A 22597-nucleotide genomic window follows, 5' to 3' on the forward strand; every position below is an offset into this window, starting at 1 on the left:
CGGCCGAGAACGGGGTATCAACATATCTGGCGTTGATTTTTGGCACGCTGTTGAGTTCTCAAGGAACGGACGCTTCCTTTGTACTCACCCTCTCGGGCTTTCCTCCAGGCGCTTCCCTTCGGTCTTGCGTTTCCGACTCTATCAGATCCTTTCGGGCCTGATTCCCTGTCGGCGGGGCCTTTCGACATTCACTACGTTAACCGATTCTCCCGGCAACTCATAATCGAGTCCCGTGAGTCCGAATTCAGGCATGCAGACACGCCGAATTCGCCCCCGCTGAGGGGTGATCGTAGGTAGTGGTTTGGCCGCTTCCGGCTGCAGGCGATTGCCGTACCCGGTTCAGCGGCTCGGGCTACATTACGCACCTTCCAGAGACGCGTCAACTTGAACGGCGCCTCGGGACGTGGGCCCGATAAGGGCTCACCGTCGGGTCGTTGGCGGTCCAGAAGCGCCACGGGTGTACGCCCCCGTCACCGGCCACGCCGGTGCGGGGACCGTTGCGTACCTGGTCGGGGGCGACAGCGGTGCCCGTCAGGATCCGCAAGGGCGTGTCCCCCGGGGCACACGCGTCCGTGCCGTCGAGATCGCGGCCCACGTCCAGGGCTGTGGCCAGGCGTGCGGGCCCTTTGGCCAGTTCCTTGTCGTTTCGGGCCGAGAGTCGACGTTTACGAGCGAGCTCGGCGCCCTCGATGATCTCGCCGGCCCGGAGCAGGACCGCGCTCGCCTTCCCTTCGGGGCCGCACACCAGGTTCATGCAGAACCACATGCCGTAGGTGAAGTAGACGTATACGTGCCCGGGCGGACCGAACATCACTCCGTTTCGGGCCGTGGGACCGCGATAGGCGTGGGAGCCGGGGTCGTTCGGGCCGTCGTAGGCCTCCACCTCTGTGAGGCGCAGTGCGATCGGACCGTCCGGCGTCGTACGCACGAGGATGCGGCCCAGGAGGTCGGGGGCGACTTCCAGGACCGGGCGGTCGAAGAACTTCCTGGGCAGTGGCGTACGGTCCGGTGGCGCGATCATGGGGCACGAGCCTAGTCCAGACGGGTGGAGGCCAAGGGGTGGTCAAGGTTCCCCCTCCTTGCCAGGGTGTGGGGCGGAACCGGCCGTACCCGGATCGCGTTTGTAGGGATCAAGGGTCCACACGTATAGGGAGAGACATGGCGTTCAAGAAGCTGCTCGCGAGCCTGGGGGCCGGCGGGGCTTCGGTCGAGACGGTGCTGACCGAGGTCAACGTCGTTCCGGGCGGCGTCGTCCAGGGGGAGGTGCGGATCCAGGGCGGGTCCGTGAACCAGGACATCGAGGGCCTGTCCGTCGGTCTGCAGGCGCGGGTCGAGGTGGAGAGCGGCGACGAGGAGTACAAGCAGAACATCGAGTTCACCAAGGTGCGGCTCGGTGGCGCCTTCGAGCTGCAGGCCGGAGCCGTGCACGCGGTGCCTTTCGGGCTCGAGATCCCGTGGGAGACGCCGGTCACGATGATCGACGGGCAGGCGCTGCGCGGGATGAACATCGGGGTGACCACGGAGCTGGCGATCGCGCGGGCCATCGACTCCGGTGACCTGGACCCGATCAATGTGCATCCGCTGCCGGCGCAGAAGGCGATCCTGGACGCGTTCATCCAGCTGGGCTTCCGCTTCAAGAACGCGGACATGGAGCGTGGACACATCCGGGGTACCCGGCAGAAGCTGCCGTTCTACCAGGAGATCGAGTTCTACCCGCCGTCGCAGTACCGCGGGCTGAACCAGGTCGAGTTGAGCTTCGTGGCCGACGAGCACGCCATGGACGTCATCCTGGAGATGGACAAGAAACCCGGTCTGTTCAGCGAGGGCAGTGACACGTTCCGCTCGTTCCAGGTGGGTCTGCACGACTTCCATGGGACCGACTGGGCTGCGTACCTCAACCAGTGGCTGTCCGAGGTCGGCAGCAAGCGCAACTGGTTCTAGGCTCGGAACTGCTGATTCCGTCATCGATCAGGAGGTACCGAGGTGACCGAGCTCAAGCGACGGCCGCTCCCCCATGACTTCCATCCGCCCGTGCCGTCGTTCACGGTCACGAGCGAGGACGTCCAGGAGGGCGCCACGCTCAAGGACGCTCAGGTCTACGCGGCCGGCAACACCTCGCCGCAGCTGCGGTGGGAGGGCTTCCCCGCCGAGACCAAGAGCTTCGCCGTGACCTGCTACGACCCGGACGCCCCTACGGGGAGTGGGTTCTGGCACTGGTCCGTGTTCGACATCCCGGCCTCGGTGACCGAGCTGCCGGCCGGTGCGGGCAGCGGCAAGTTCGAGGGGCTGCCCGAGGGTGCCGTGCAGGTGCGCAACGACTACGGGAGCAAGGAATTCGGCGGGGCCGCTCCGCCTCCCGGGGACGGCCCGCACCGGTATGTGTTCACGGTGTACGCCGTGGATCAGGAGAAGTTGGGACCGGATTCCGATGTCTCGCCCGCCGTCGTCGGCTTCAATCTGCGCTTCCACGCGATCGCGCGTGCCCAGCTGATCGGCGAGTACGAGGTGCCCGCCGAAGACTGACGTTCATGGAACGTTTGCCCGCCTCTGGTCTTGGAATTGATCAGGGGCGGGCAGTTTTTATTGCGTTGTCCATCTCGGCGTGCCCGGCCAGAGTTGATCCACGCCCGCCAGGTGGTGGGCCGGAGCGCATGGGAGGTGGGCTGGATGCGGGACACGCTGGTACTGAACGCGAGCTTTGAGCCGCTGTCGACGGTGACTTTGAATCGAGCCGTCGTTCTGGTGCTGCAGGACAAGGCCGTTGTCGAGCAGGCCCACCCCGAGCTGCGCATGCGTGGAGCCGCGGTCGACATACCCGCGCCCCGGGTGATCCGGCTGTGCCGGTACGTGAGGGTGCCGTTCCGAAGACAAGCTCCGTGGTCGAGGCGGGGTGTGCTGGTCAGGGACCGGCACCGGTGCGCGTACTGCGGTCGCCGGGCGACCACGGTGGACCATGTGGTGCCGAGGGCGCAGGGTGGTCAGGACTCGTGGCTGAACACGGTGGCCTCGTGCGCGGAGGACAACCACCGCAAGGCGGACCGGACTCCGGAGCAGGCGGGTATGCCGTTGCTTCGGCAGCCGTTCGAGCCGACGCCGGCCGACGCGATGTTGCTTGCCCTGGGGAGTGATGACTTCGAGGCGCTGCCTGGTTGGTTGGCACGGGAGGCCGCCTAGGCGTCTGCCGGGTTCCGGTCGTCTTGCGGCTTCCGGTCGGATGTGGCTTGTCGCGCAGTTCCCCGCGCCCCTCAGGGAGGGTGCGGGGAACCTTCGTATGCAGGTGACGTCAGTCGATCGACGGCTTCTCTCGGCGTTCCGGAGCCTTCTCCGATCCTCCGCCGCCCGAGTTGCCGCCGAACGGGCCGAAGTTGCCCATCGCGCCGGACAGGCCCTTGAGGGCGTCGCCGATTTCGCTGGGGACGATCCAGAGCTTGTTGGCGTCGCCCTCGGCGATCTTCGGGAGCATCTGGAGGTACTGGTAGCTGAGGAGCTTCTGGTCCGGGTCGCCGGCGTGGATGGCCTCGAAGACCGTACGGACGGCCTGGGCCTCGCCCTCCGCGCGCAGGGCGGCGGCCTTGGCCTCACCCTCGGCGCGCAGGATCTGGGACTGCTTCTCACCTTCGGCGGTGAGGATCGCGGCCTGGCGGGTACCTTCGGCGGTGAGGATCGCGGCGCGCTTGTCACGGTCGGCGCGCATCTGCTTCTCCATCGAGTCCTGGATGGAGGTGGGCGGTTCGATGGCCTTGAGCTCGACGCGGTTGACGCGGATTCCCCACTTGCCGGTGGCCTCGTCGAGGACGCCGCGCAGGGCCGCGTTGATCTCCTCGCGGGAGGTCAGGGTCCGCTCGAGGTCCATGCCACCGATGATGTTGCGGAGCGTGGTGACCGTCAGCTGCTCGATCGCCTGGATGTAGCTGGCGACTTCGTAGGTCGCGGCCCGGGCGTCGGTGACCTGGTAATAGATGACCGTGTCGATGTTGACGACCAGGTTGTCCTGGGTGATCACCGGTTGCGGCGGGAACGGCACGACCTGCTCGCGGAGGTCGATGCGGTTGCGGATCGTGTCGATGAACGGGACCACGATGTTGAGGCCCGCGTTGAGTGTCCGCGTGTAGCGGCCGAAGCGCTCGACGATTGCGGCGCTGGCCTGTGGGATGACTTGGATTGTCCTGATCAGGGCGATGAAGACCAACACCACCAGAATGACCAGGACGATGATGACCGGTTCCATCGCGTCGTTCCCCGTACCCTTCTCCGCCTCGGCGCTTTCGGAAGATCTTATGGTTGTTGAAGATCTTGCTGGTCGAGTCTGACAGACCCTCGCACAACTCGTGGGCTGTTCGCTTCAGTTGAGTCCTACGAGGTCAGATGACGATCGCGGTGGCCCCTTCGATCTCCACGACATCCACTTCCTGCCCCACTTCGTAGGCGCTGGCGGCGTCGAGCGAGCGCGCCGACCAGACCTCGCCGGCCAGCTTGATCCGGCCCCCGGAGCCGTCGACGCGCTCGAGTACCACGGCCTGCTTGCCCTTCAACGCCTCGACTCCGGTGGCGAGTTGGGGACGTTGCGCGCTGTGCCGGACCGCGATGGGGCGTACGACGGCGATAAGGGCGACCGAGACCACGACGAAGGTGAGTACCTGGGCCACGGAACCGAAGCCCACTCCGGCCATGACGGCGGCGGCGACGGCGCCCACCGCGAGCATGCCGAACTCCGGCATCGCGGTGACCACGAGCGGGATTCCGAGCGCAGCCGCGCCGACGAGCCACCACACCCATGCGTCGATGTCGTTCACATGGTCATGGTAGGACCGCGGGTCCTGCCTCCGACAGGGCGCGATGCGGCCGGGACGCGCTTCTTACCCGTGTTTTCGCGCGGGCTTCACACGGTCAGGACAGTGGCAGGCCCTGGGCGGTCCAGCGGTCGCCGACCTGTTCGACGACGAGCGGGAGGCCGAAGCAGAGGGAGAGGTTGCGGGAGGTGAGTTCGAGCTCCAGCGGGCCGGCGGCGAGGACCTTGCCCTGGCGGATCATCAGGACGTGGGTGAAGCCGGGGGCGATCTCCTCGACATGGTGGGTGACCATGATCATCGAGGGGGCGATCGGATCGCGGGCGAGACGGCCGAGGCGGCGGACCAGGTCCTCGCGGCCGCCGAGGTCGAGGCCGGCGGCGGGCTCGTCGAGGAGCAGGAGTTCGGGGTCGGTCATCAGGGCGCGGGCGATGAGGGTGCGCTTGCGCTCGCCCTCGGAGAGGGTGCCGAACTTTCGGTCCGCGTACTCGGTCATGCCGAGGCGGTCGAGGAAGGCTCGGGCGCGCTGCTCGTCGATGTCCTCGTAGTCCTCGTGCCAGCCGGCGGTCATGCCGTAGGCGGCGGTGAGCACGGTCTGCAGGACGGTCTGGCGCTTGGGGAGCTTGTCGGCCATGGCGATGCCGGCCATGCCGATGCGGGGGCGCAGCTCGAAGACGTCGACCTTGCCGAGGGTCTCGCCGAGGATGGTGGCGCTGCCGTTGCTGGGGAAGAGGTAGCTGGAGGCGACGTTCAGGAGGGTCGTCTTGCCGGCGCCGTTGGGGCCGAGGATGACCCAGCGCTCGCCTTCCTTGACCGACCAGGAGACCTGGTCCACCAGAGCCCGGCCCTCCCGGACCACGGATACGTCCTGAAGCTCCAGAACATCGCTCATGAGCGCGTTGTCTCCCCTTGCAGTGTGGCCGGTCTCGGCATCTCGGCTGTCGCGTGCGCGCTTTCGGGCGCAGCCCTCGATGAAATCTACGCCACCGGCCGCCCGGCCCATTCCATCGGTCCGGTCCTTAGGGTGGGGGCATGCTCTCGGAACCGCGTTCAGGACGCTTTGCGGCTTGGGGAAATGCCCTTTTGGCCGGACTTGTCTCACCAGACGATGCTGTGCTCACGATCGTCGGGGACGATGCCGTGCATCGCATGGAGGGGCTGCCCGGCGAGTCGGCACCTGTCGGGCTCACGCTCGCCCTGGGCCGGCTGCGGGCGCTCGGCGTCACGGGGCTGCGGGTCGCGCTGCCCGCGCCGGGGCATCCGCTGGGGCTGAGCGGGCCGCCGGAGTTCAATGCGCGGGCGATGGAGGCCGAGGAGGCGGTGGTCTGTCACGGCGCCGCGCTCGGGCTGGTGCCGGAGGTGTACGAGGCCGGACCGCACGGCGATGTGCACGTGGAGGTCGTGTGGCACTGCCTGCCGGTGCGGGAGGCTCCGCCGGCCGACGTGCCCTCGCTGGGTGAGGCCGAGCGGGAGCTGGCCGAGGCGTTGCGGGAGGCGACGGAGGTGCTGTCGCGGCTGGACGTCGCCGGGTCGGGGCCGGTGGCGGAGGCGGCGATCGATGCGTATCGGGCGCGGGCCGAGCGGGGGCGGGAGGTGCTGGCGCCGGGGTATCCGCCGCGGGCGGTGCGGGTGCTGGAGCTGGCGCAGCGGGTGGGACTGCTGATCGGCCTCGCCCAGGGCAACGGGCACGGGGGTGCGGTGAGCGCCGGTGAGATGGGGGCGCGGGCTGAGGCTCTGCGGCCGGTGGAGCGGACGGCTCGGCGGGCGCAGGTCGCTGCGTACAACTCCGTTGTGGAGGAGCGGGAGCGGGGGGTGCGGTGAGCGTCGGTGTGTTTTGTGGCCGGCGGTTGTGACCCGGTCTGGGGGCTCCGCCCCAAGCCCCCGTGTCGGCCTGGACGGCCTCGTCCTCAAACGCCGGACGGGCTGAGAGGGCCGACCGGCGCTGTAGAGCGGCTGCCCTCGAAGAGCTGTAAAGCCGCTGCCTTCAAAAAAGCGACTGCCCTCAAAAAACTGACCGGCCTCCCGGGATGCCCGGGAGGCCGGAGTCACTGCGTGCCGTGTGGCCTGGGTCAGTGGTTGACGGCCAGGTTGCCGAAGGCGGGGTTCAGCACGCCGACGACGTTCACGCTGTTGCCCGAGACGTTCACCGGGATGTGCACCGGGGCCTGGACCACGTTGCCCGAGACGATGCCGGGCGAGCCCACGGCAGTCCCGTCGGCGTGCGCACCGCAGGTGGCGGAGGCCATGCCGGCTCCAGCGGCGAGCAGACCGCCGGTCACCATCGTCACAGCCGCTGCCTTCTTCAGGTTCTTCACTTTCCAAGCCCTCCCTAGCGGTTGCCGCGGCAATCGCCGCAGCACGCACTGAAGAACGGCGGAGATCCACGGAGGATGCGCCATCTGGGGGACATTCCCACGACGGTATGAATCTCAGTCCGGAAGGGAACCCTCCGTATTGCCGCGGCGTCCCGGCGCGCGGTGTGTTTCAGCCGGTCACGCCGTGGCGTACGGCCCACAGCGCCGCCTGGGTGCGGTCTGCCAGGTCGAGCTTCATCAGGATGTTCGAGACGTGGGTCTTCACGGTCTTCTCGGACAGGACGAGAGCGCGCGCGATCTCACGGTTCGAGCGGCCGTCCGCTATCAGGCCCAGCACCTCTCGCTCCCGTTCCGTGAGCGAACCGCCCCTGCCCTGGCCCGAGTTGGCCTCCTCCTGGGACAGCAGGGCGTCGGCGACCTCGGGCTGGAGCAGGATGTGCCCGGCGTGCACGGAGCGGATGGCGCCTGCCAGGGCGTCCGGGTCCACGTCCTTGTAGACGTATCCGGCGGCGCCCGCGCGCAGGGCCGGGACCACCGTGCGCTGTTCGGTGAAGCTGGTGACGATCAGCACGCGCGCGGGATTGTTCAGATCGCGGAGTTTGCGCAGGGCGTCGACGCCGTCCATACCGGGCATCTTGACGTCCATCAGGACGACGTCGGGCTGCAGTTCCTCGGCGCGGGCGACTCCTTCGGCGCCGTCGGCCGCTTCGCCCACGACCTCGATGTCGTCCTGCACTTCGAGGAACGTACGCAGGCCGCGGCGGACCACCTGGTGGTCGTCGACGAGCAGCACCTTGATTGCGTCAGCCACCGGGGACCTCCATCTCGATCGTGGTGCCCTTTCCGGGCGCCGATTCCACGGTCAGCACGCCGCCGACCCCGCTTGCGCGGTCACGCATCGACACCAGGCCCAGGTGGCGTCCCGCGCGGCGTATCGACCTGGGGTCGAAGCCGCTGCCGTCGTCCGTGACACGGAGGACCGCTCCGCCGTCACGCCGGGCCAGGGCCACGTCCACGTGCTGCGCCCCGGAGTGCCGCAGGGCGTTGTGCAGGGCCTCCTGGGCGACGCGCAGGACGGCCTCCTCCTGTGCGGCGGGCAGTGCGCGCACGCCGCGGCTGTCGAAGGTCACCCGCGCGGTGTGGGCGCGGTCGAGGACCTGGATCTGGGTGCGCAGGGTGGCGACCAGGCCGTCCTCGTCGAGGGCGGCGGGACGCAGCTCCACCACGGCGGCGCGCAGTTCGTCGGCGGCCTCGGCGGCGAGCACTGCCACCTGCTGCAGCTCGCCCTTGGCGCGGGACGGGTCGCGGTCGACGAGGGCAGCGGCGGCCTGGGCGGTCAGGCGCAGGGAGAAGAGTTTCTGGCTGACCGCGTCGTGCAGTTCGTGGGCCAGGCGGGAGCGCTCCTCGGCGATGGTCAGTTCGCGGCTGCGCTCGTACAGACGGGCGTTGGTGAGGGCGATCGCGGCGTGCTGGGCGAGGATGGAAAGCAGGTCCTCGTCCTCCTCGGTGAAGCCGCAGCTGCCTTCCGCCTTCGGACAGTTCTTGTTTGCGAGGAACAGGGCGCCGATGACCTCCTCGCCGTCCCTGACGGGCAGGCCCAGAAAGTCGGACATGTCGGGGTGAGCGGACGGCCAGCCCTCGAAGCGGGGGTCGTTGCGGACGTCGGCGAGGCGCTCGATCTTCGCTTCCTGCAGCATCGCGGCGAGGATGCCGTGCTGGCGCGGGAGCGGGCCGATGGCCTTCCACTGCGCGTCGCTCACGCCGTCGACCACGAACTGGGCGAAGCCGCCGTGGTCGTCGGGGACGCCGAGGGCGGCGTACTGCGCGTCGAGCAGCTCGCGGGCCGAGGCGACGATCGTCTTGAGGACGTCGCGCACCTCGAGATGCCTGCTCATGGCCAGCAGCGCGGAACTCACCGCGGTGAGGCCGGACCGGGGGCCGTGACTCATGCCCTCAAGGTACCGGCGGGGTGTGACAACGCGGATCGGACCTGTGAAGGCATGGACTGCGCCGGTGGGCCTAGGCCGGGCGGACTAGGCCCCGGGCCCGGACCGGCGGCCTAGGCCGAAGGGCCCTGGCTTCTTGCGGCCCGCGTCCGAGGCGGGGCGGGCGGCGCCGTTCCTACGTTGAGGCCACCGCCGGTCGACGGGCGGACGGAACGAGGGGACGTGTCATGCCGGTAGCGATCATCACAGGGGCTTCGAAGGGGCTGGGCCGGGCACTCGCGGAGGCACTGGCCGCGCGGGGCTGGGATCTGGTGCTCGACGCAAGGACGGAAGCGGCTCTCACCGAGGCGGCGGAGGCCGTGTCCGCGTACGGCACGCGGGTGACCGCCGTGCCGGGGGACGTCACGGACGCGGGTCACCGGGTCGAGCTGGTGGCGGCCGCGGGGGAGCTGGGCGGCGTCGATCTGCTGGTGAACAACGCGAGCGCACTGGGCGCCGAGCCGCTCGTACGCCTGGAGGAGCTGTCTCTGGAGGGGCTCAGGCGGGCGCTGGAGGTGAACGTGGTGGCCGCGCTGGGCCTCGTCCAGCAGGCGCTGCCGCTGCTGCGGGCGTCCGAGGCCGGCACGGTGATCGCGGTCAGTTCGGACGCGGCCGCCGAGGCCTATGAGACGTGGGGCGGCTACGGGGCGTCGAAGGCGGCCCTCGACCATCTCGCGGCGGTTCTCGGCGCGGAGGAGCCGGGACTGCGGGTCTGGGCGGTCGACCCCGGGGACATGGCCACGGAGCTGTATGCGGCGGCCGTACCGGACGACGGTGATCCGCGGCCGGCCCCGGCGAGTGTGGTGCCGGCGTTTCTGCGGCTGCTGCACGACCGCCCGGCGAGCGGCCGCTATGCGGCTCCGGCGCTGCTGGAGGGGCAGCGATGACGGTGGCGGTGCACGTACCGGAGGAGCTGTCGGCCCGGATCCCGGTCGAGCAGCACGGGGCGGGCCTCGACCGGGATGCGGTACGGCTGCTCGTGTCGCGCGGGTGCGAGGTGTCGCACCACGCGTTCGTGGAGCTGCCGCGGCTGCTGCGGGCCGGGGATCTGCTGGTCGTGAACACCTCGCCCACGCTGGCCGCCGCCGTGGACGGGCGGGCCGGGGACGCGCGCGTGGTGGTGCACTTCTCCACGCGCGGGGACGACGGGCGGTGGGCGGTCGAGCTGCGGGAACCGGACGGGAAGGGCACCACGCGCGCGCGTGCGGGCGGGCCCGCGGGCTTGGAGGTGCTGCTGCCCGGGGGCGTACGACTGGTCCTGGAGGAGCCGCTGAGCGCGCGCGGCGACCGGTTGTGGTGGGCGCGCGCGTCGGGGGCCGGGGTGCTCGGGCTGCTGCGGGAGCACGGGCGCCCCATTCGCTACTCCTATACGGAGCGGGACCAGCCGCTGTCCGTGTACCAGACGGTGTTCGCGCTGCCGTCCGCCGACGGTACGGGCAGTGCGGAGATGCCGAGTGCGGCGCGGCCCTTCACGGCGCGGCTGGTGGCGGAGCTGGTGAGCCGGGGTGTGCAGTTCGCGCCGATCACGCTGCACACCGGGGTGGCCTCGACGGAGGCGCACGAGCCGCCGTATCCGGAGCGGTTCTCGGTGCCCGAGGCATCCGCTCGGCTGATCAACGAGGCACAGGCCGCGGACGGGCGGATCGTGGCGGTCGGAACGACGGCCGTGCGGGCCGTGGAGTCGGCGGCCGGGCCGGACGGCGTCGTACGCGCGCGTGAAGGGTGGACGGATCTCGTGGTCACCCCGGAGCGCGGGGTGCGGGTCGTGGACGGGCTGCTGACCGGGCTGCACGAGCCCGAGGCCTCGCATCTGCTGATGCTGGAGGCGATCGCCGGGCGGGCCGCGGTCGGCCGCAGCTACGAGGAGGCGCTGCGCGGCCTCTACCTGTGGCACGAGTTCGGGGACGTCCACCTCATCCTCCCGCAGGAGGACCCTCACACAGTGCATTGCTCAAGCAACTCATGGTGAGACTGTCACGACGCCGATGTGAGCCCGCGCATAGGGCGCACATCACGTACGAAGGGCGATAGGAGACAGACCCTCCCCTCATGAGCGGGGCGAACGGTCCAGTCTGTCCGTTTTTGCCCTTCCCCGATCCACTATCGGGGATCGTACGTCACACCTTTGCCACGACATTTTGCGGCCGCTAAGAATGGCTCTCGTCGCTCAGCGCCGCGGGTTCCCCCCGCGGCGTTTGTGCGGGAAGGACCCGTGTCCCCCGCCGGACGTAGAGCGACCTCCGCGCTATTCGAAGAGGTCCGTCTGCCATGCTCAAGAACACCAACATTCGCCGTCTCAGTCGTTCGCTGACCCGTCACCAGAAGGTCGCGATGGCGGGTGTCGCCACCCTCGGTGCCGCCGCTCTCGCGTTCTCCGCGGTGCCCAGCAACGCCGAGACGACCACGAACGAGGCCACCGTCACGACGGCCAAGGTGGAGTACGGCTCCGACCAGATCAAGGACGTCAAGGCCAGCGTCACCGACCAGCTCGCCGGTGCCAGCCTGAAGGCCGAGGCCATCAAGGCCAAGGCCGAGGCCAAGCAGAAGGCCGCCGCCGCGGCCGCCGCGAAGCAGAAGGCGGCTGCAGCCGCCGTGGCCAAGCAGAAGGCCGAAGCCGCGCGCAAGGCGAAGGAGGCCGCCAGCCGGTCCGCCCAGCGTGCCGCGATCAAGCCGGTGGCCGCGAAGACCTACGCGAACAACCTCGACGGCTGGATCAAGAACGCGCTCGACATCATGCAGTCCAAGGGCATACCGGGCAGCTACAACGGCCTCTACCGCAACATCATGCGGGAGTCCTCGGGCAACCCGATGGCCATCAACGACTGGGACATCAACGCCATCAACGGCATCCCGTCCAAGGGCCTGCTGCAGGTGATCCCGCCGACCTTCAGCGCGTACCACGTCAACGGCACGTCCTGGAACATCTACGACCCGGTCGCCAACATCACCGCCGCCGCCAACTACGCGGCCGACAAGTACGGCTCGATCGACAACGTCAACAGCGCGTACTGAGGTCGGCGCGGACCTCTGACACGCGAACGCCGAAGGGCGGCACCCCGTGACGGGTGCCGCCCTTCGCGCCGTACAGAACGCCGTACGAGAGCGTCGCAGGACTGCGACTACTTGCGCATGACCTCCGGCTCGTGGCGGCGCAGGAAGCGGGCCACGAAGAAGGCGCAGATCACGCCGAGTGCGATCAGGGCGATCATGTCCATGCTCCAGGCGCCCACGGTGTGCTCCCAGAGCGGGTCGTTGGGCTTGCCCTTGCCGGGCGGGCTGATCCTGTTGAAGTCGAGCGTGGCGCCCGCGGCGGCGACGGCCCAGCGCGACGGCATCAGGTACGAGAACTGGTTGACGCCGATCGCGCCGTTCAACGCGAAGAGACAGCCCGTGAACACGACCTGGATGATCGCGAACATGACCAGCAGCGGCATGGTCTTCTCGGACGTCTTCACCAGCGCGGAGATGATCAGGCCGAACATCATCGAGGTGAAGCCCAGGGCCATGACCGGGATGGTGAGCTCGATGAGCGGGAGACTCTTGAGAACCAGGCCCTCCGCCGGGATCGTCCGGCTGGCGAAGCCGATCATGCCGACCATCAGGCCCTGCAGCACCGTGATGAAGCCGAGCACGAAGACCTTGGACATCAGGTACGCGGAGCGGGACAGGCCGGTGGCGCGCTCCCGCTCGTAGATGACCCGTTCCTTGATCAGCTCACGGACCGAGTTCGCGGCGCCGGCGAAGCACGCGCCGACCGCGAGGATCAGCAGGACCGTGGTTGCGGTGCCGTTCGGGACGGGCTGCTGGGTCGTCGGGTTGATCTCGGTGTTGACCAGCAGGTCCTTGCCGGAGTCGATGAGCAGGCTCACCGAGCCGAGGACGAGCGGCAGGATCACCGTCAGGGCGAGGAAGCCCTTGTCGGAGGCGATGACCGAGACATAGCGGCGCACCAGGGTGACGAACTGGCTCATCCAGCCCTGCGGCTTCGGCGGCTTCATCGCCTGCATCGGTGGCATCTGTACGGACTGCGGCGCAACGGCGTCGATGTCCGCGGCGTACATCTGGTAGTGCTGCGAGCCCTTCCAGCGTCCCGCCCAGTCGTAGTCGCGGTAGTTCTCGAAGGCGGAGAAGACGTCGGCCCAGGTGTCGTAGCCGAAGAAGTTCAGTGCCTCCTCGGGCGGGCCGAAGTAGGCGACAGCGCCGCCCGGGGCCATCACCAGGAGCTTGTCGCACAGCGCCAGCTCGGCCACGGAGTGGGTGACGACGAGGACCGTACGGCCGTCGTCGGCGAGCCCGCGCAGCAGCTGCATGACGTCGCGGTCCATGCCCGGGTCGAGGCCGGAGGTGGGCTCGTCCAGGAAGATCAGAGACGGCTTGGTGAGCAGCTCCAGGGCCACCGAGACGCGCTTGCGCTGGCCGCCGGAGAGGGAGGTGACCTTCTTCTCCTTGTGGATGTCCAGCTTCAGCTCGCGCAGCACCTCGTCGATACGGGCCTCGCGCTCGGCGCCCGTGGTGTCGGACGGGAAGCGGAGCTTGGCCGCGTACTTGAGGGCCTTCTTGACGGTCAGTTCCTTGTGCAGGATGTCGTCCTGCGGGACCAGACCGATGCGCTGGCGCAGTTCGGCGAACTGCTTGTAGAGGTTGCGATTGTCGTAGAGGACATCGCCCTGGTTGGCGGGGCGGTAGCCGGTGAGCGCCTTGAGCAGGGTCGACTTGCCCGAGCCGGACGGACCGATGACCGCGATCAGGGACTTCTCCGGAACGCCGAAGGAGACGTCCTTGAGGATCTGCTTGCCGCCGTCGACCGTGACGGTCAAGTGGCGTGCGGAGAAGGAGACCTCACCGGTGTCGACGAACTCCTCGAGGTGGTCGCCGACGATCCGGAACGTGGAGTGGCCGACGCCGACGATGTCGGTCGGGCCGAGCAGCGCCGAGCCGCCCTTGGCGATCGGCTGGCCGTTGACGTACGTGCCGTTGTGCGAGCCGAGGTCGCGGATCTCCATATGGCCGTCGGGCGTCGAGTGGAACTCGGCGTGGTGCCGGGAGACCTGCAGGTCGGAGACGACCAGCTCGTTCTCCAGGGCACGGCCGATGCGCATCACGCGGCCGATGGAGAACTGGTGGAACGTGGTCGGGCTGCGGTCGCCGTAGACCGGCGGCGCCCCCGCGCCACCACCGGGGCCCTGCTGCTGCGGAATCGGCGCGGCGGCCTGCTGTGGTGCGGCCTGCTGCGGCTGTTGCCAGCCGGGCTGCGGGGCCTGCTGCTGCGGTGTCTGCTGGGCCCAGCCGGGGCCCGCGCCCTGGGCGGCGTACGGCTGCTGCTGGGGCTGGGCGACGGCGGCCGCCGCACCGCTGACGTTGACCTGCGGGCCGTCGGTCGCGTTGCCGAGGTGCACCGCGGAGCCGGGCCCGATCTCCATGTGATGGATCCGCTGCCCCTGCACGAACGTGCCGTTGGTGGAGCCCTGGTCGTCGATGACCCAACTGCGGCCGCTCCAGCTGATCGTGGCGTGGCGCCAGGACACCCTGGCGTCGTCGAGCACGATGTCCCCCTGCGGATCACGTCCGAGGGTGTACGGCCTGGACGGGTCGAGCGTCCAGGTACGTCCATTCAATTCCAGTACGAGTTCCGGCACTCCATGCCCCACTGAGTAGTCCCCCGAGTTACCCCCAACACAGGGAGTCTAGGGATGTCGAACATCGTCGGGAACTATTTCAGGCTCGCCCCCCTGACCGAAAGTCGGGCCTTGTGAACCACCACGCGCATACGCATCGGCTGGTTCCGTTGACGGGGTTGAAACCGCCCCGGAGAGTGGTAATCCACGCGAGGGGGACATGCGCGGCCACCGTGCCGCAATGCGGATCGGGGGGTCTGCCATGAGCGCGTCCATGAGCACGTCGTCGAGTGTCGAGTCCGTCAGGAGCGGCCCGAGGGTGCCGTGGGGGGACGTCCTGCTGTCCGCCATCGCCTCCGTGAGCTGGGCGTTGATCGGGATGGCGGGCACCGCGGCGCTCGGCCTGCATCTGCTGGAGGCGGATGCGTCGGGTTCGCTCGGGCCGATGACCGCGGCGGCGGTGGCGCTCGGGGCGGGTGGTTCGGTCACACCGTCCGGCGACGTGTCCGCGTTCGGCCTGAAAGGCGCTCAGGCGCATACGGCCGTCACGATCACGCCACTGGGCGTCAGCCTGGTCGGCGCGCTGCTGCTGGCGTGGTTCTTCCTACGGTCCTTGCGGGCGGCGGGAGTTGTGATCGCACCGGCCGAACTCCTCGCGCGGGCGGGCGCGGTGGTCGCGCTGTTCGTGGCGACGCTGGGCGGACTGGCCTGGGCGGGGCACGACGTCATCACCATCGACGGGGGCTCGCTGGGGCTCGACAAACTGCCCGGCGGCGGGGGCGGCGGCGTCAGCATCCCCGGGCTGGGCGACGTCGGGAACATCGGCGGGCTGTTGCCCGACAACATCGGCAACCTCATCCACGCGAAGGCGGCGGTCGGCTTCACCGTCGACACTGCGCCCACGCTGCTGGGCGGTCTCTGCTGGTCGGCCGGCATCCTGCTGATCGCCCTGCTGGCCTCGCGCCGCACTCCCCTGCCGCATGGCTGGGATGCCGTGCACCGGGTCGTACGGCCGGCGGCGTCGGCAGTCGTCACGGTGATGCTGGTGGCGGTGGCGGCGGGCCTCGCGGCGGGGGTGTACGCGGCGATCGGCGACGGCCATCCCAAGCGGATCATCGGCGCCGCGCTACTGGGCGCGCCCAACGGCACCTGGCTGGGCATCCCGATCGGACTGTTCGTGCCGTTCGACGGCAAGGCGACCGGTGTACTGACCAAGTTCCTGCCGCATCCGCTGGACGGTCTGCTCACCGCGAAGACCGACCGGTCGGTGACGCTGGGGCGGCTGGCGGACCTGGACGGGCGGGTGTGGCTGCTGGGAGTGGCGGCGGCCGTGATGATGCTGCTGGCGGGGGTGCTGGCAGCGGTGCGGACGCCGGTGGGGGCCGGGGGCCCGGCCCTCGGGTTTGTCGGGCGCTGTGCGGTGCGGCTGGGCGTCGTTACGGCGTTGACGTTGCCGCTCCTCGCATGGCTGACGGAGGTGTCGGTGGACGCCTCACTGTCGGTGCTGGGCTTCGATGCGTTCGGCGCCGGGATCGAGCTGCACGGGCACCTCGGTATGGCGCTGCTCCTCGGCGCTCTGTGGGGTGCGGGCGCCGGGGCTGCCGGGGCGTCGCTGGCGTGGGCGACCGGTGCGGCGGGACGGCGGGCGGCGCCGTTGGCACTGAGGGGCGAGTCCGCGGGGGCTCGGTACCGGCACGAGGCCGCGGCCGGTGTGCCTGCGGCCGAGGGCGGGCCCGGCGGGCGTGGGGGTGCCTCGGGGCCGTACACGCCCGGCACGCCGTACCGGGCGCCCAACCCCGCCACCAACCCGTATCTGCAGCTGCCGGACGAGTTGCGGGAACCGCAGGACGCGCGGCCGCCGGACGGGGGCCGGCAGGCTCCGCCGGGGGACGGCGCGCGACCGTCCGGTGCCCCGGCTCGCGGACGGCCGTCCGGCGGCTCGCCACCGCCCGGTACGGGCAACAGCGACATGTACGGCGCACCGACGGTGGCCCGGCCGATGGGAAGTCCGCCGCCGCCCCCGACACCGCGGCAGCCGCCCAGGCCCCGGCACGGGAACCGGCCGAAGCCCGGCCCCGGCGAGGGCCCGCCCCCGCCCCAACCGCCGCCCGCTCCGGGGCGGCCGAAGGACGGCCACTGAGCCGGACGCGCCGCCCGCCGCCGGAGCTGGACCGCCCAACGCGCGTGTGCCGCTCAAGCTGTCCGCCGAGCAGCTGCGCGCCGGGCTGGTCGTGGGCATGCGCAAGGCCCTCCGTCAGCCGCCGAGGAGCCCGCTGAGCCGGAGACAACGGTCCCCGGCCGCACCGGGCCGTCCGACGGACGTGCAAGGCCCTCCGTCGGCCACAGGGAGGCCGGTGAGCCGGAGGCATCGGCTCCTGGCTGAAACCGGGCCGTCCGACAGGCGTACGCGGCTCTGAGACGTCCACCGCCTGTCCTTCGCGGCTCCGTCGGGGTCGGTGCAGCCCCGCTCAGCGGACTGTCACCGGCCGACGGGAGCCTCAGAGGCCCGCCAAGCGGCCACGGCTGCCACGGACGCACGGCCACCGGCGCGCCTGCGCCGCCCGAGGCAACCGCAGAGGGTCGAGGCGCCCACACGGCCGGGGTGGGCGGGACACACTCACGCCGGTCAAAGGCAGACCCGCTGAGACGGACACACCCACCCCGGCGGAAGCAGGCCCTCCGACCGGAAGCAGATCCTCCGACCGGAAGCAGATCCTCCGGCGCACGTGCGGCGCCCAGGGCGCGCATCGAGAGCCGGTGTGGGCGATGCGGCCGGGACAGTCGTAGCCCCTGCTTAAGGCTTCCGCCATCTGCTCGTCGCCCACTGTTCCGTGTCCGCCAGGCGGACCGCGGCGGCGGTAGGCACTGGGTGCCGGATACGGTGGGTACACCATGAGCGCATCGCAGACCTCGACCGCTGACGTCCCCACCCTCCTCGTCAAGATCTTCGGCAAGGACCGGCCGGGCATCACGGCCGGCCTGTTCGACACCCTCGCCGCCTACTCCGTCGACGTGGTCGACATCGAGCAGGTCGTCACCCGTGGCCGGCTCACGCTGTGCGCGCTCGTGACCCCGCCGCCCCACGGGCTGGAGGGGGATCTGCGGGCCACCGTCCACAGCTGGGCGGAGTCGATGAAGATGCAGGCGGAGATCATCTCCGGGCGGGGCGACAACCGCCCGCGCGGCCTCGGACGCTCATTGGTCACGGTCCTCGGTCACCCCCTCACGGCGGAGGCGACCGCCCGGATCGCCGCGAAGATCGCCTCTGTCGGCGGCAACATCGACCGTATCTTCCGCCTCGCCAAGTACCCCGTCACGGCGGTCGAGTTCGCGGTGTCCGGCGTCGAGACCGAGCTGCTGCGCACCTCCCTGGTGACGGACGCCGCGGCACTGGGTGTCGATGTGGCGGTCGTCGCGGCGGGGCTGCACCGGCGGGCGCAGCGGCTGGTCGTCATGGATGTCGACTCGACGCTCATCCAGGACGAGGTGATCGAGCTCTTCGCCGCGCACGCCGGCTGCGAGGACAAGGTCGCCGAGGTGACCGCGGCCGCGATGCGCGGGGAACTGGACTTCGAGCAGTCGCTGCACGCGCGCGTGGCGCTCCTGGAGGGGCTCGACGCGTCCGTGGTGGACAAGGTGCGCAGTGAGGTGCGGCTGACACCCGGGGCCCGCACACTGATCCGCACGCTGAAGCGGCTCGGGTACCAAGTGGGTGTCGTCTCCGGCGGCTTCACCCAGGTCACCGACGACCTCAAGGAACGGCTCGGGCTCGACTTCGCGCAGGCCAACACGCTGGAGATCGTCGACGGCAGGCTCACCGGCAGGGTCACCGGCGAGATCGTCGACCGCGCGGGCAAGGCACGGCTGCTGCGCCGGTTCGCCGCGGAGGCGGGCGTACCGCTCGCCCAGACCGTTGCGATCGGCGACGGCGCCAACGACCTGGACATGCTCAACGCGGCCGGTCTCGGTGTCGCCTTCAACGCCAAGCCGGTCGTACGGGAGGCCGCGCACACCGCGGTGAACGTGCCCTTCCTGGACACGGTCCTGTATCTGCTCGGCGTCACCCGCGAAGAGGTCGAGGCGGCGGACACCCACGACGAGCGGTAGTCGCCCGTATCGGTACGTCGAGGGGCCCGGCACCGTGGTGGTGCCGGGCCCCTCGGCCGTGGTGTCGCCTGCTCGCTTCGTCGGTCGTCTGCGGGGCCGCCGGGTCGGCTACTCGGTCGGCGCCCAGTAGTCCACCAGCGTGGCCACACCCGGTTCCAGGGTCTTCCAGGGGCCCTCGAAGGACAGGACGGCGAAGGCGGCGGCCGGGAAGCCGCGGCGGCTCATCCGCTCGCCGACGTCGCCCTCCGACGAGCCGGCCAGGATCTCGGCGAGGCCCTGCACGCCCGGATTGTGGCCGATCAGTACGGCGCTCTGCGCGTCGTCGGGGGTCTCGTTGAGCAGCGCGATCAGCTCGCCGGGTGAGGCCTCGTAGATCCGCTCCTCATAGACGGTTTTCGGCCGGTGGGGGAACTCATGGACGGCGAGCTTCCAGGTCTCACGGGTCCGGACCGCGGTGGAGCACAGGGCCAGGTCGAAGGGGATACCGGTGTCGGCCAGCTTGCGTCCGGCGACTGCGGCGTCCGTGCGGCCCCGCTCGGCGAGAGGGCGTTCGTGGTCGGTCACCTGTGGCCAGTCGGCTTTCGCATGCCGGAAGAGGACGATCCTGCGGGGTTCTGCGACGCTCATGGAACCCAGCTTCGCATGAAACAAGCCATGGGGCGCAGGGAGTTGACTGGCGGCCGAACCGGTGCTCAGCGGCCTATGAGCTGCTGTGCCCGCTCGAAGAGGTGGGTGATCGCCGGGTCCCCCGCCGCCGCCTGCGCGTCCGACGGGTTCAGCATCAGCGCCAGGAGCACGATGAACGCGAGCGTCGGCAGGGCGAGCGCCCACCAGGGCAGCCGGATGTCGACGCCACCCGTGGTCGCCGGGTGGGGCCGGGTGTGCGACTGGGCCGACATGGGTGCCTCCGCTGGTCTTCGAGTCCGCGGTGATCCGCCTTACGCGGTCACACTTCGAAGTTACGGAATCCGGAGCCCTCAACCCATCCGGAGATCCACCCAGTTGACCCTGACACTCACCCCCTAGGGGATGGTGGTGCTAGCCCCACCATCGGGCGGCCCGGCGGACGGTCACGGCGAGGCGATCGTCGCGATGATGGCGATGATCACGAAGATGGCGAGGAACGAGCCGAAGACGAGCAGCATCTTCTTCTGGCCGTTCTGGGGGTTCGGGTCGAGCACTGGCATACGGCAAGTCTCGCACCCCGCGCCCGCGGCGCATCGGCCGGGGGTCAGCGCGCCGCCTCGTCCTCCACCGTGCGATTGCGCCCCGCCAGAACGCCGACGGCCATCTGCGGGACCATCAGGGCGGCCATGAGCGCGATCGGCAGTCCCCAGCCGCCGCTGTGCTGGTAGAGGACGCCCACCAGGAGCGGGCCGGGGATGGAGATCAGATAGCCGGTGCTCTGCGCGAACGCCGACAGCTGGGCGACGCCTGCGCCGGTCCTGGCCCGCATGCCGACCATGGTGAGGGCCAGCGGGAAGGCGCAGTTGGCGATGCCGAGCAGCAGCGCCCAGGCCCAGGCACCGGCGGCCGGTGCGAGGTACAGGCCGGCGTAACCGGCGAGGCCGCACGCGCCCAGCGCGATCGCGATCGGCCCCTGGTGCGGCAGCCTGGCGGCAACGCGCGGGATGACGAACGCCAGCGGCACGCCCATCACCATCGTGACGGCGAGCAGCAGCCCCGCCGTGCCCGCGGGCACGCCCGCGTCCCGGAAGATCTGCGCCATCCAGCCCATAGTGATGTACGCGGCGGTGGCCTGCAGCCCGAAGAAGACGGCGAGCGCCCAGGCGGTGCGGCTCCGGGTGATCCGCAGCACGGGCGCCTCCACGCGCGCGTGCTCCTGCCGCACGGCCGGCTGCTCGGCGGGCCCCGCACCCCGCCGGCGTACGAACGGGATCCACGGCAGTACGGCCGCCGCCGCGAGGGCCGCCCACACCGTGAGACCGGCCTGCCAACTGCCGCCCAGCGCCTCGGTCATGGGCACCGTCACCGCGGCCGCGGCGGCGGTGCCCAGGGCGAGCGCCATCGAGTAGAGGCCTGTCATGGAGCCGACGCGGTCCGGGAACCAGCGCTTGACGATGACCGGCATCAGGACGTTGCTGACCGCGATGCCCATGAGGGCGAGCGCGCTGGCGGCCAGGAAGCCGGCCGTGCCGCCCACGTACGGCCGTATGAGCAGGCCCGCCGTGATGGCCACCATGCCCGCGCACACCACCGCGCCCGGTCCGAAGCGGCGGGCGAGGCGCGGGGCCGTGACTCCGAAGACGGCGAAGCAGAGCGGGGGCACGGAGGTGAGCAGGCCGGCCACGCTGCCGCTCATGCCGAGCCCGTCGCGGACCTCTTCGAGGAGCGCGCCCAGGCTGGTGATGGCGGGGCGGAGGTTGAGGGCCGACAGGACGATGCCGAGCACGAGCAGTCTCGTCGTCCACGCGCGCGTGGCGGGTCGCTGGGGCTCGTCCGCGGCCGGAACGCGCACGTTCGTGAACGCCGTCGTCCGGGTTTCCTCACTTGCCATGCTGCTCATCATAGAATCATTGGATGATTGGTTGTCCATCCCCGGGTCGGCCGGAGCCGCCCACCTCGTGCGAAGGTGTGCCATGCCCCTGAGTCATCCGCGCCGTTCCGCGCTGTCCGAGCAGGTCATCGCCGCGCTGCGGCACGAGATCACCTCGGGCGAGTGGCCGGTCGGCTCCCGCATCCCGACGGAGCCGGAGCTGGTCGAGCAGCTAGGCGTGGCCCGGAACACGGTCCGTGAGGCCGTCCGCGCGCTCGCGCACAACGGTCTGCTGGACATCCGCCAGGGCTCGGGCACGTATGTCGTGGCGACCAGCGAGCTGGCGGGCGTGATGCACCGCCGTTTCTCCGAGGCCGACCCGCGGCACATCGCCGAGCTGCGTTCCACACTGGAGTCGGCAGCCGCGAAGCTCGCCGCCGGGCGGCGCACCGAGAAGGACCTCAAGCAGCTGGACGCGCTGCTCGTGCGGCGCGAGGAGGCCTGGCAGTCGGGCGACACGGAGACCTTCGTGACGGCGGACGCGACCTTCCACATGGCGGTGGTGGCGGCCTCGCACAACGACGTGATGACCGCGATGTACGCGGACCTCGGCGAGGTGCTGCGGGACTGGCTGCGCGAGGACGTCGGCCAGGAGCTCACCCCGGAGACGTACATGGAGCACACGCGCCTGGTCGACGCGATCCGCGCGGGTGAAGCCGAGGCGGCGGGTGCGGAGGCGGCGAGCTATCCGTTCCTGTGCCGTCCCGGACGGTTCACCGCTTCTGGTGGCTGATCCACACCGAGCCGACTTCCTTCCAGCACCGGCCGGAGAGCCGTACGGTCATCGCCGGCCCGGTGTCGACCGGGGTGCCGTCGGTGTCGAGGTCCCACCAGCGCGCGCACTCGACATGCAGGCTGACGCCGTCGGTCTGCGGATAGGGATTGTGGCAGTACGCGGTCACGTGGGAGCCGGTGACCCTGGTGCGGCACCAGGCGCCGAAGAGCTGCGGCGCCGGTGGTTTCCCGGGCTTCACGCGCGCGTGGGGCATCGCCTCGTACGGCAGGGACATCACGAGAGCGACGGCGACGGTCACTGAGGCCAGGCTGCGGAAGATGCGCACAAGGGGACCTCCTCGGCCGCGCTGGGGAGGGAATCACGTGCTGAACACGTAATCCAGAGTGCGCAGTTGAGCCCCGGCTCCGCCCGGCCGGATAGGCCGAACGGGTGACATGGCAAGGGCGCGCGTCCGTCCGGACGCGCGCCCTCGATCACTGTTCAGACAGTGGCAGC

Annotated in this window: 23 protein-coding genes; 10 read left to right on the forward strand and 13 right to left on the reverse strand. The window is 70.2% G+C overall.

Annotated elements, in window-relative coordinates; genetic code table 11:
- Positions 1 to 379 precede the first annotated feature (379 nt).
- Positions 380 to 1021 carry a DNA-3-methyladenine glycosylase gene (locus LJ657_RS36175; protein WP_232653160.1) on the reverse strand — a complete coding sequence of 214 codons (642 nt, stop codon included), beginning with the start codon at positions 1019 to 1021 and terminating at the stop codon, positions 380 to 382.
- Positions 1022 to 1158: 137 nt separating this feature from the next.
- On the opposite strand from LJ657_RS36175, the gene LJ657_RS36180 reads away from it, so the two are divergent.
- The 3 genes from LJ657_RS36180 (at position 1159) to LJ657_RS36190 (ending at position 3174) form a co-directional block, all read left to right on the forward strand.
- On the forward strand, positions 1159 to 1941 hold the full coding sequence (locus tag LJ657_RS36180; RefSeq protein WP_232653161.1) for a sporulation protein: 783 nt from the start codon (positions 1159 to 1161) through the stop codon (positions 1939 to 1941).
- Between the two features lie 42 nt (positions 1942 to 1983).
- Complete coding sequence (locus LJ657_RS36185; RefSeq protein WP_232653162.1) at positions 1984 to 2523, forward strand: YbhB/YbcL family Raf kinase inhibitor-like protein; 540 nt, start codon at positions 1984 to 1986, stop codon at positions 2521 to 2523.
- A gap of 144 nt (positions 2524 to 2667) precedes the next feature.
- On the forward strand, positions 2668 to 3174 hold the full coding sequence (locus tag LJ657_RS36190; RefSeq protein ID WP_232653163.1) for an HNH endonuclease: 507 nt from the start codon (positions 2668 to 2670) through the stop codon (positions 3172 to 3174).
- Positions 3175 to 3283: 109 nt separating this feature from the next.
- Here the strand turns inward: LJ657_RS36190 and LJ657_RS36195 are convergent, their stop codons facing one another.
- The 3 genes from LJ657_RS36195 to LJ657_RS36205 all read right to left on the reverse strand — a co-directional run bounded on the left by LJ657_RS36195 (position 3284) and on the right by LJ657_RS36205 (position 5679).
- Positions 3284 to 4228 carry an SPFH domain-containing protein gene (locus tag LJ657_RS36195; protein WP_232653164.1) on the reverse strand — a complete coding sequence of 315 codons (945 nt, stop codon included), beginning with the start codon at positions 4226 to 4228 and terminating at the stop codon, positions 3284 to 3286.
- Between the two features lie 133 nt (positions 4229 to 4361).
- Positions 4362 to 4793, reverse strand: coding sequence for an NfeD family protein (locus tag LJ657_RS36200; RefSeq protein ID WP_115908976.1), 432 nt, complete (start codon positions 4791 to 4793; stop codon positions 4362 to 4364).
- Positions 4794 to 4887: 94 nt separating this feature from the next.
- Positions 4888 to 5679, reverse strand: coding sequence for an ABC transporter ATP-binding protein (locus LJ657_RS36205; protein WP_232653165.1), 792 nt, complete (start codon positions 5677 to 5679; stop codon positions 4888 to 4890).
- A gap of 140 nt (positions 5680 to 5819) precedes the next feature.
- Here LJ657_RS36205 and LJ657_RS36210 point away from each other — a divergent pair, with 140 nt between their 5' ends.
- A complete protein-coding gene (locus tag LJ657_RS36210) occupies positions 5820 to 6608 on the forward strand; it encodes an Rv1486c family protein (protein WP_232653166.1) in 789 nt (262 codons plus the stop codon).
- 248 nt (positions 6609 to 6856) lie between these two features.
- Here the strand turns inward: LJ657_RS36210 and LJ657_RS36215 are convergent, their stop codons facing one another.
- The 3 genes from LJ657_RS36215 to LJ657_RS36225 form a co-directional block, all read right to left on the reverse strand.
- Entirely contained in the window at positions 6857 to 7102 is a 246-nt protein-coding gene (locus tag LJ657_RS36215) for a chaplin (RefSeq protein ID WP_232653167.1), read from the reverse strand.
- 169 nt (positions 7103 to 7271) lie between these two features.
- Complete coding sequence (locus tag LJ657_RS36220; protein WP_232653168.1) at positions 7272 to 7913, reverse strand: response regulator; 642 nt, start codon at positions 7911 to 7913, stop codon at positions 7272 to 7274.
- Positions 7906 to 9051 (reverse strand): GAF domain-containing sensor histidine kinase, encoded by a 1146-nt coding sequence (locus LJ657_RS36225; protein ID WP_232653169.1) that lies wholly within the window; start codon positions 9049 to 9051, stop codon positions 7906 to 7908. Before LJ657_RS36225 ends, LJ657_RS36220 begins: the two co-directional genes overlap by 8 nt.
- 224 nt (positions 9052 to 9275) lie before the next feature.
- Between LJ657_RS36225 and LJ657_RS36230 the strand changes: the two genes are divergently transcribed.
- The 3 genes from LJ657_RS36230 (at position 9276) to LJ657_RS36240 (ending at position 12099) form a co-directional block, all read left to right on the forward strand.
- Complete coding sequence (locus LJ657_RS36230; protein WP_232653170.1) at positions 9276 to 9974, forward strand: SDR family NAD(P)-dependent oxidoreductase; 699 nt, start codon at positions 9276 to 9278, stop codon at positions 9972 to 9974.
- Entirely contained in the window at positions 9971 to 11056 is a 1086-nt protein-coding gene (locus tag LJ657_RS36235; protein ID WP_232653171.1) for an S-adenosylmethionine:tRNA ribosyltransferase-isomerase, read from the forward strand. The genes LJ657_RS36230 and LJ657_RS36235 overlap by 4 nt, the downstream gene beginning before the upstream one ends.
- A 299-nt stretch (positions 11057 to 11355) precedes the next feature.
- Positions 11356 to 12099 (forward strand): transglycosylase SLT domain-containing protein, encoded by a 744-nt coding sequence (locus tag LJ657_RS36240; protein ID WP_232653172.1) that lies wholly within the window; start codon positions 11356 to 11358, stop codon positions 12097 to 12099.
- Positions 12100 to 12206: 107 nt separating this feature from the next.
- Here LJ657_RS36240 and LJ657_RS36245 read toward each other — a convergent pair whose 3' ends face one another.
- A complete protein-coding gene (locus tag LJ657_RS36245; protein ID WP_232653173.1) occupies positions 12207 to 14723 on the reverse strand; it encodes an ABC transporter ATP-binding protein/permease in 2517 nt (838 codons plus the stop codon).
- Between the two features lie 253 nt (positions 14724 to 14976).
- On the opposite strand from LJ657_RS36245, the gene LJ657_RS36250 reads away from it, so the two are divergent.
- Together LJ657_RS36250 and serB are read left to right on the forward strand one after the other, a co-directional pair.
- Positions 14977 to 16842: a streptophobe family protein gene (locus tag LJ657_RS36250; RefSeq protein WP_232653174.1), complete on the forward strand. Its 1866-nt coding sequence runs from the start codon at positions 14977 to 14979 to the stop codon at positions 16840 to 16842.
- 752 nt (positions 16843 to 17594) lie between these two features.
- Positions 17595 to 18809: a phosphoserine phosphatase SerB gene (gene serB / locus LJ657_RS36255; protein WP_232653175.1), complete on the forward strand. Its 1215-nt coding sequence runs from the start codon at positions 17595 to 17597 to the stop codon at positions 18807 to 18809.
- 108 nt (positions 18810 to 18917) lie between these two features.
- On the opposite strand, the gene LJ657_RS36260 is transcribed toward serB, so the two are convergent.
- The 4 genes from LJ657_RS36260 to LJ657_RS36270 all read right to left on the reverse strand — a co-directional run bounded on the left by LJ657_RS36260 (position 18918) and on the right by LJ657_RS36270 (position 21339).
- The gene (locus LJ657_RS36260) at positions 18918 to 19436 is read right to left on the reverse strand and encodes a SixA phosphatase family protein (RefSeq protein WP_232653176.1); all 519 of its coding nucleotides are present in this window, start codon (positions 19434 to 19436) and stop codon (positions 18918 to 18920) included.
- A 65-nt stretch (positions 19437 to 19501) separates the two neighbouring features.
- Positions 19502 to 19708: a hypothetical protein gene (locus LJ657_RS36265; protein ID WP_232653177.1), complete on the reverse strand. Its 207-nt coding sequence runs from the start codon at positions 19706 to 19708 to the stop codon at positions 19502 to 19504.
- A gap of 171 nt (positions 19709 to 19879) precedes the next feature.
- On the reverse strand, positions 19880 to 19996 hold the full coding sequence (locus tag LJ657_RS48345; protein ID WP_269787331.1) for an SGM_5486 family transporter-associated protein: 117 nt from the start codon (positions 19994 to 19996) through the stop codon (positions 19880 to 19882).
- Between the two features lie 44 nt (positions 19997 to 20040).
- Positions 20041 to 21339 (reverse strand): CynX/NimT family MFS transporter, encoded by a 1299-nt coding sequence (locus LJ657_RS36270; RefSeq protein WP_232653178.1) that lies wholly within the window; start codon positions 21337 to 21339, stop codon positions 20041 to 20043.
- A gap of 70 nt (positions 21340 to 21409) precedes the next feature.
- Between LJ657_RS36270 and LJ657_RS36275 the strand changes: the two genes are divergently transcribed.
- Complete coding sequence (locus LJ657_RS36275) at positions 21410 to 22099, forward strand: FadR/GntR family transcriptional regulator (protein WP_232653179.1); 690 nt, start codon at positions 21410 to 21412, stop codon at positions 22097 to 22099.
- On the opposite strand, the gene LJ657_RS36280 is transcribed toward LJ657_RS36275, so the two are convergent.
- Positions 22080 to 22427 (reverse strand): hypothetical protein, encoded by a 348-nt coding sequence (locus tag LJ657_RS36280; protein ID WP_232653180.1) that lies wholly within the window; start codon positions 22425 to 22427, stop codon positions 22080 to 22082. The genes LJ657_RS36275 and LJ657_RS36280 overlap by 20 nt on opposite strands.
- Positions 22428 to 22597: the final 170 nt, after the last annotated feature.

The sequence above is a fragment of the Streptomyces guryensis genome, assembly GCF_021261325.1.
GTDB classification, from domain to species: domain Bacteria; phylum Actinomycetota; class Actinomycetes; order Streptomycetales; family Streptomycetaceae; genus Streptomyces; species Streptomyces guryensis.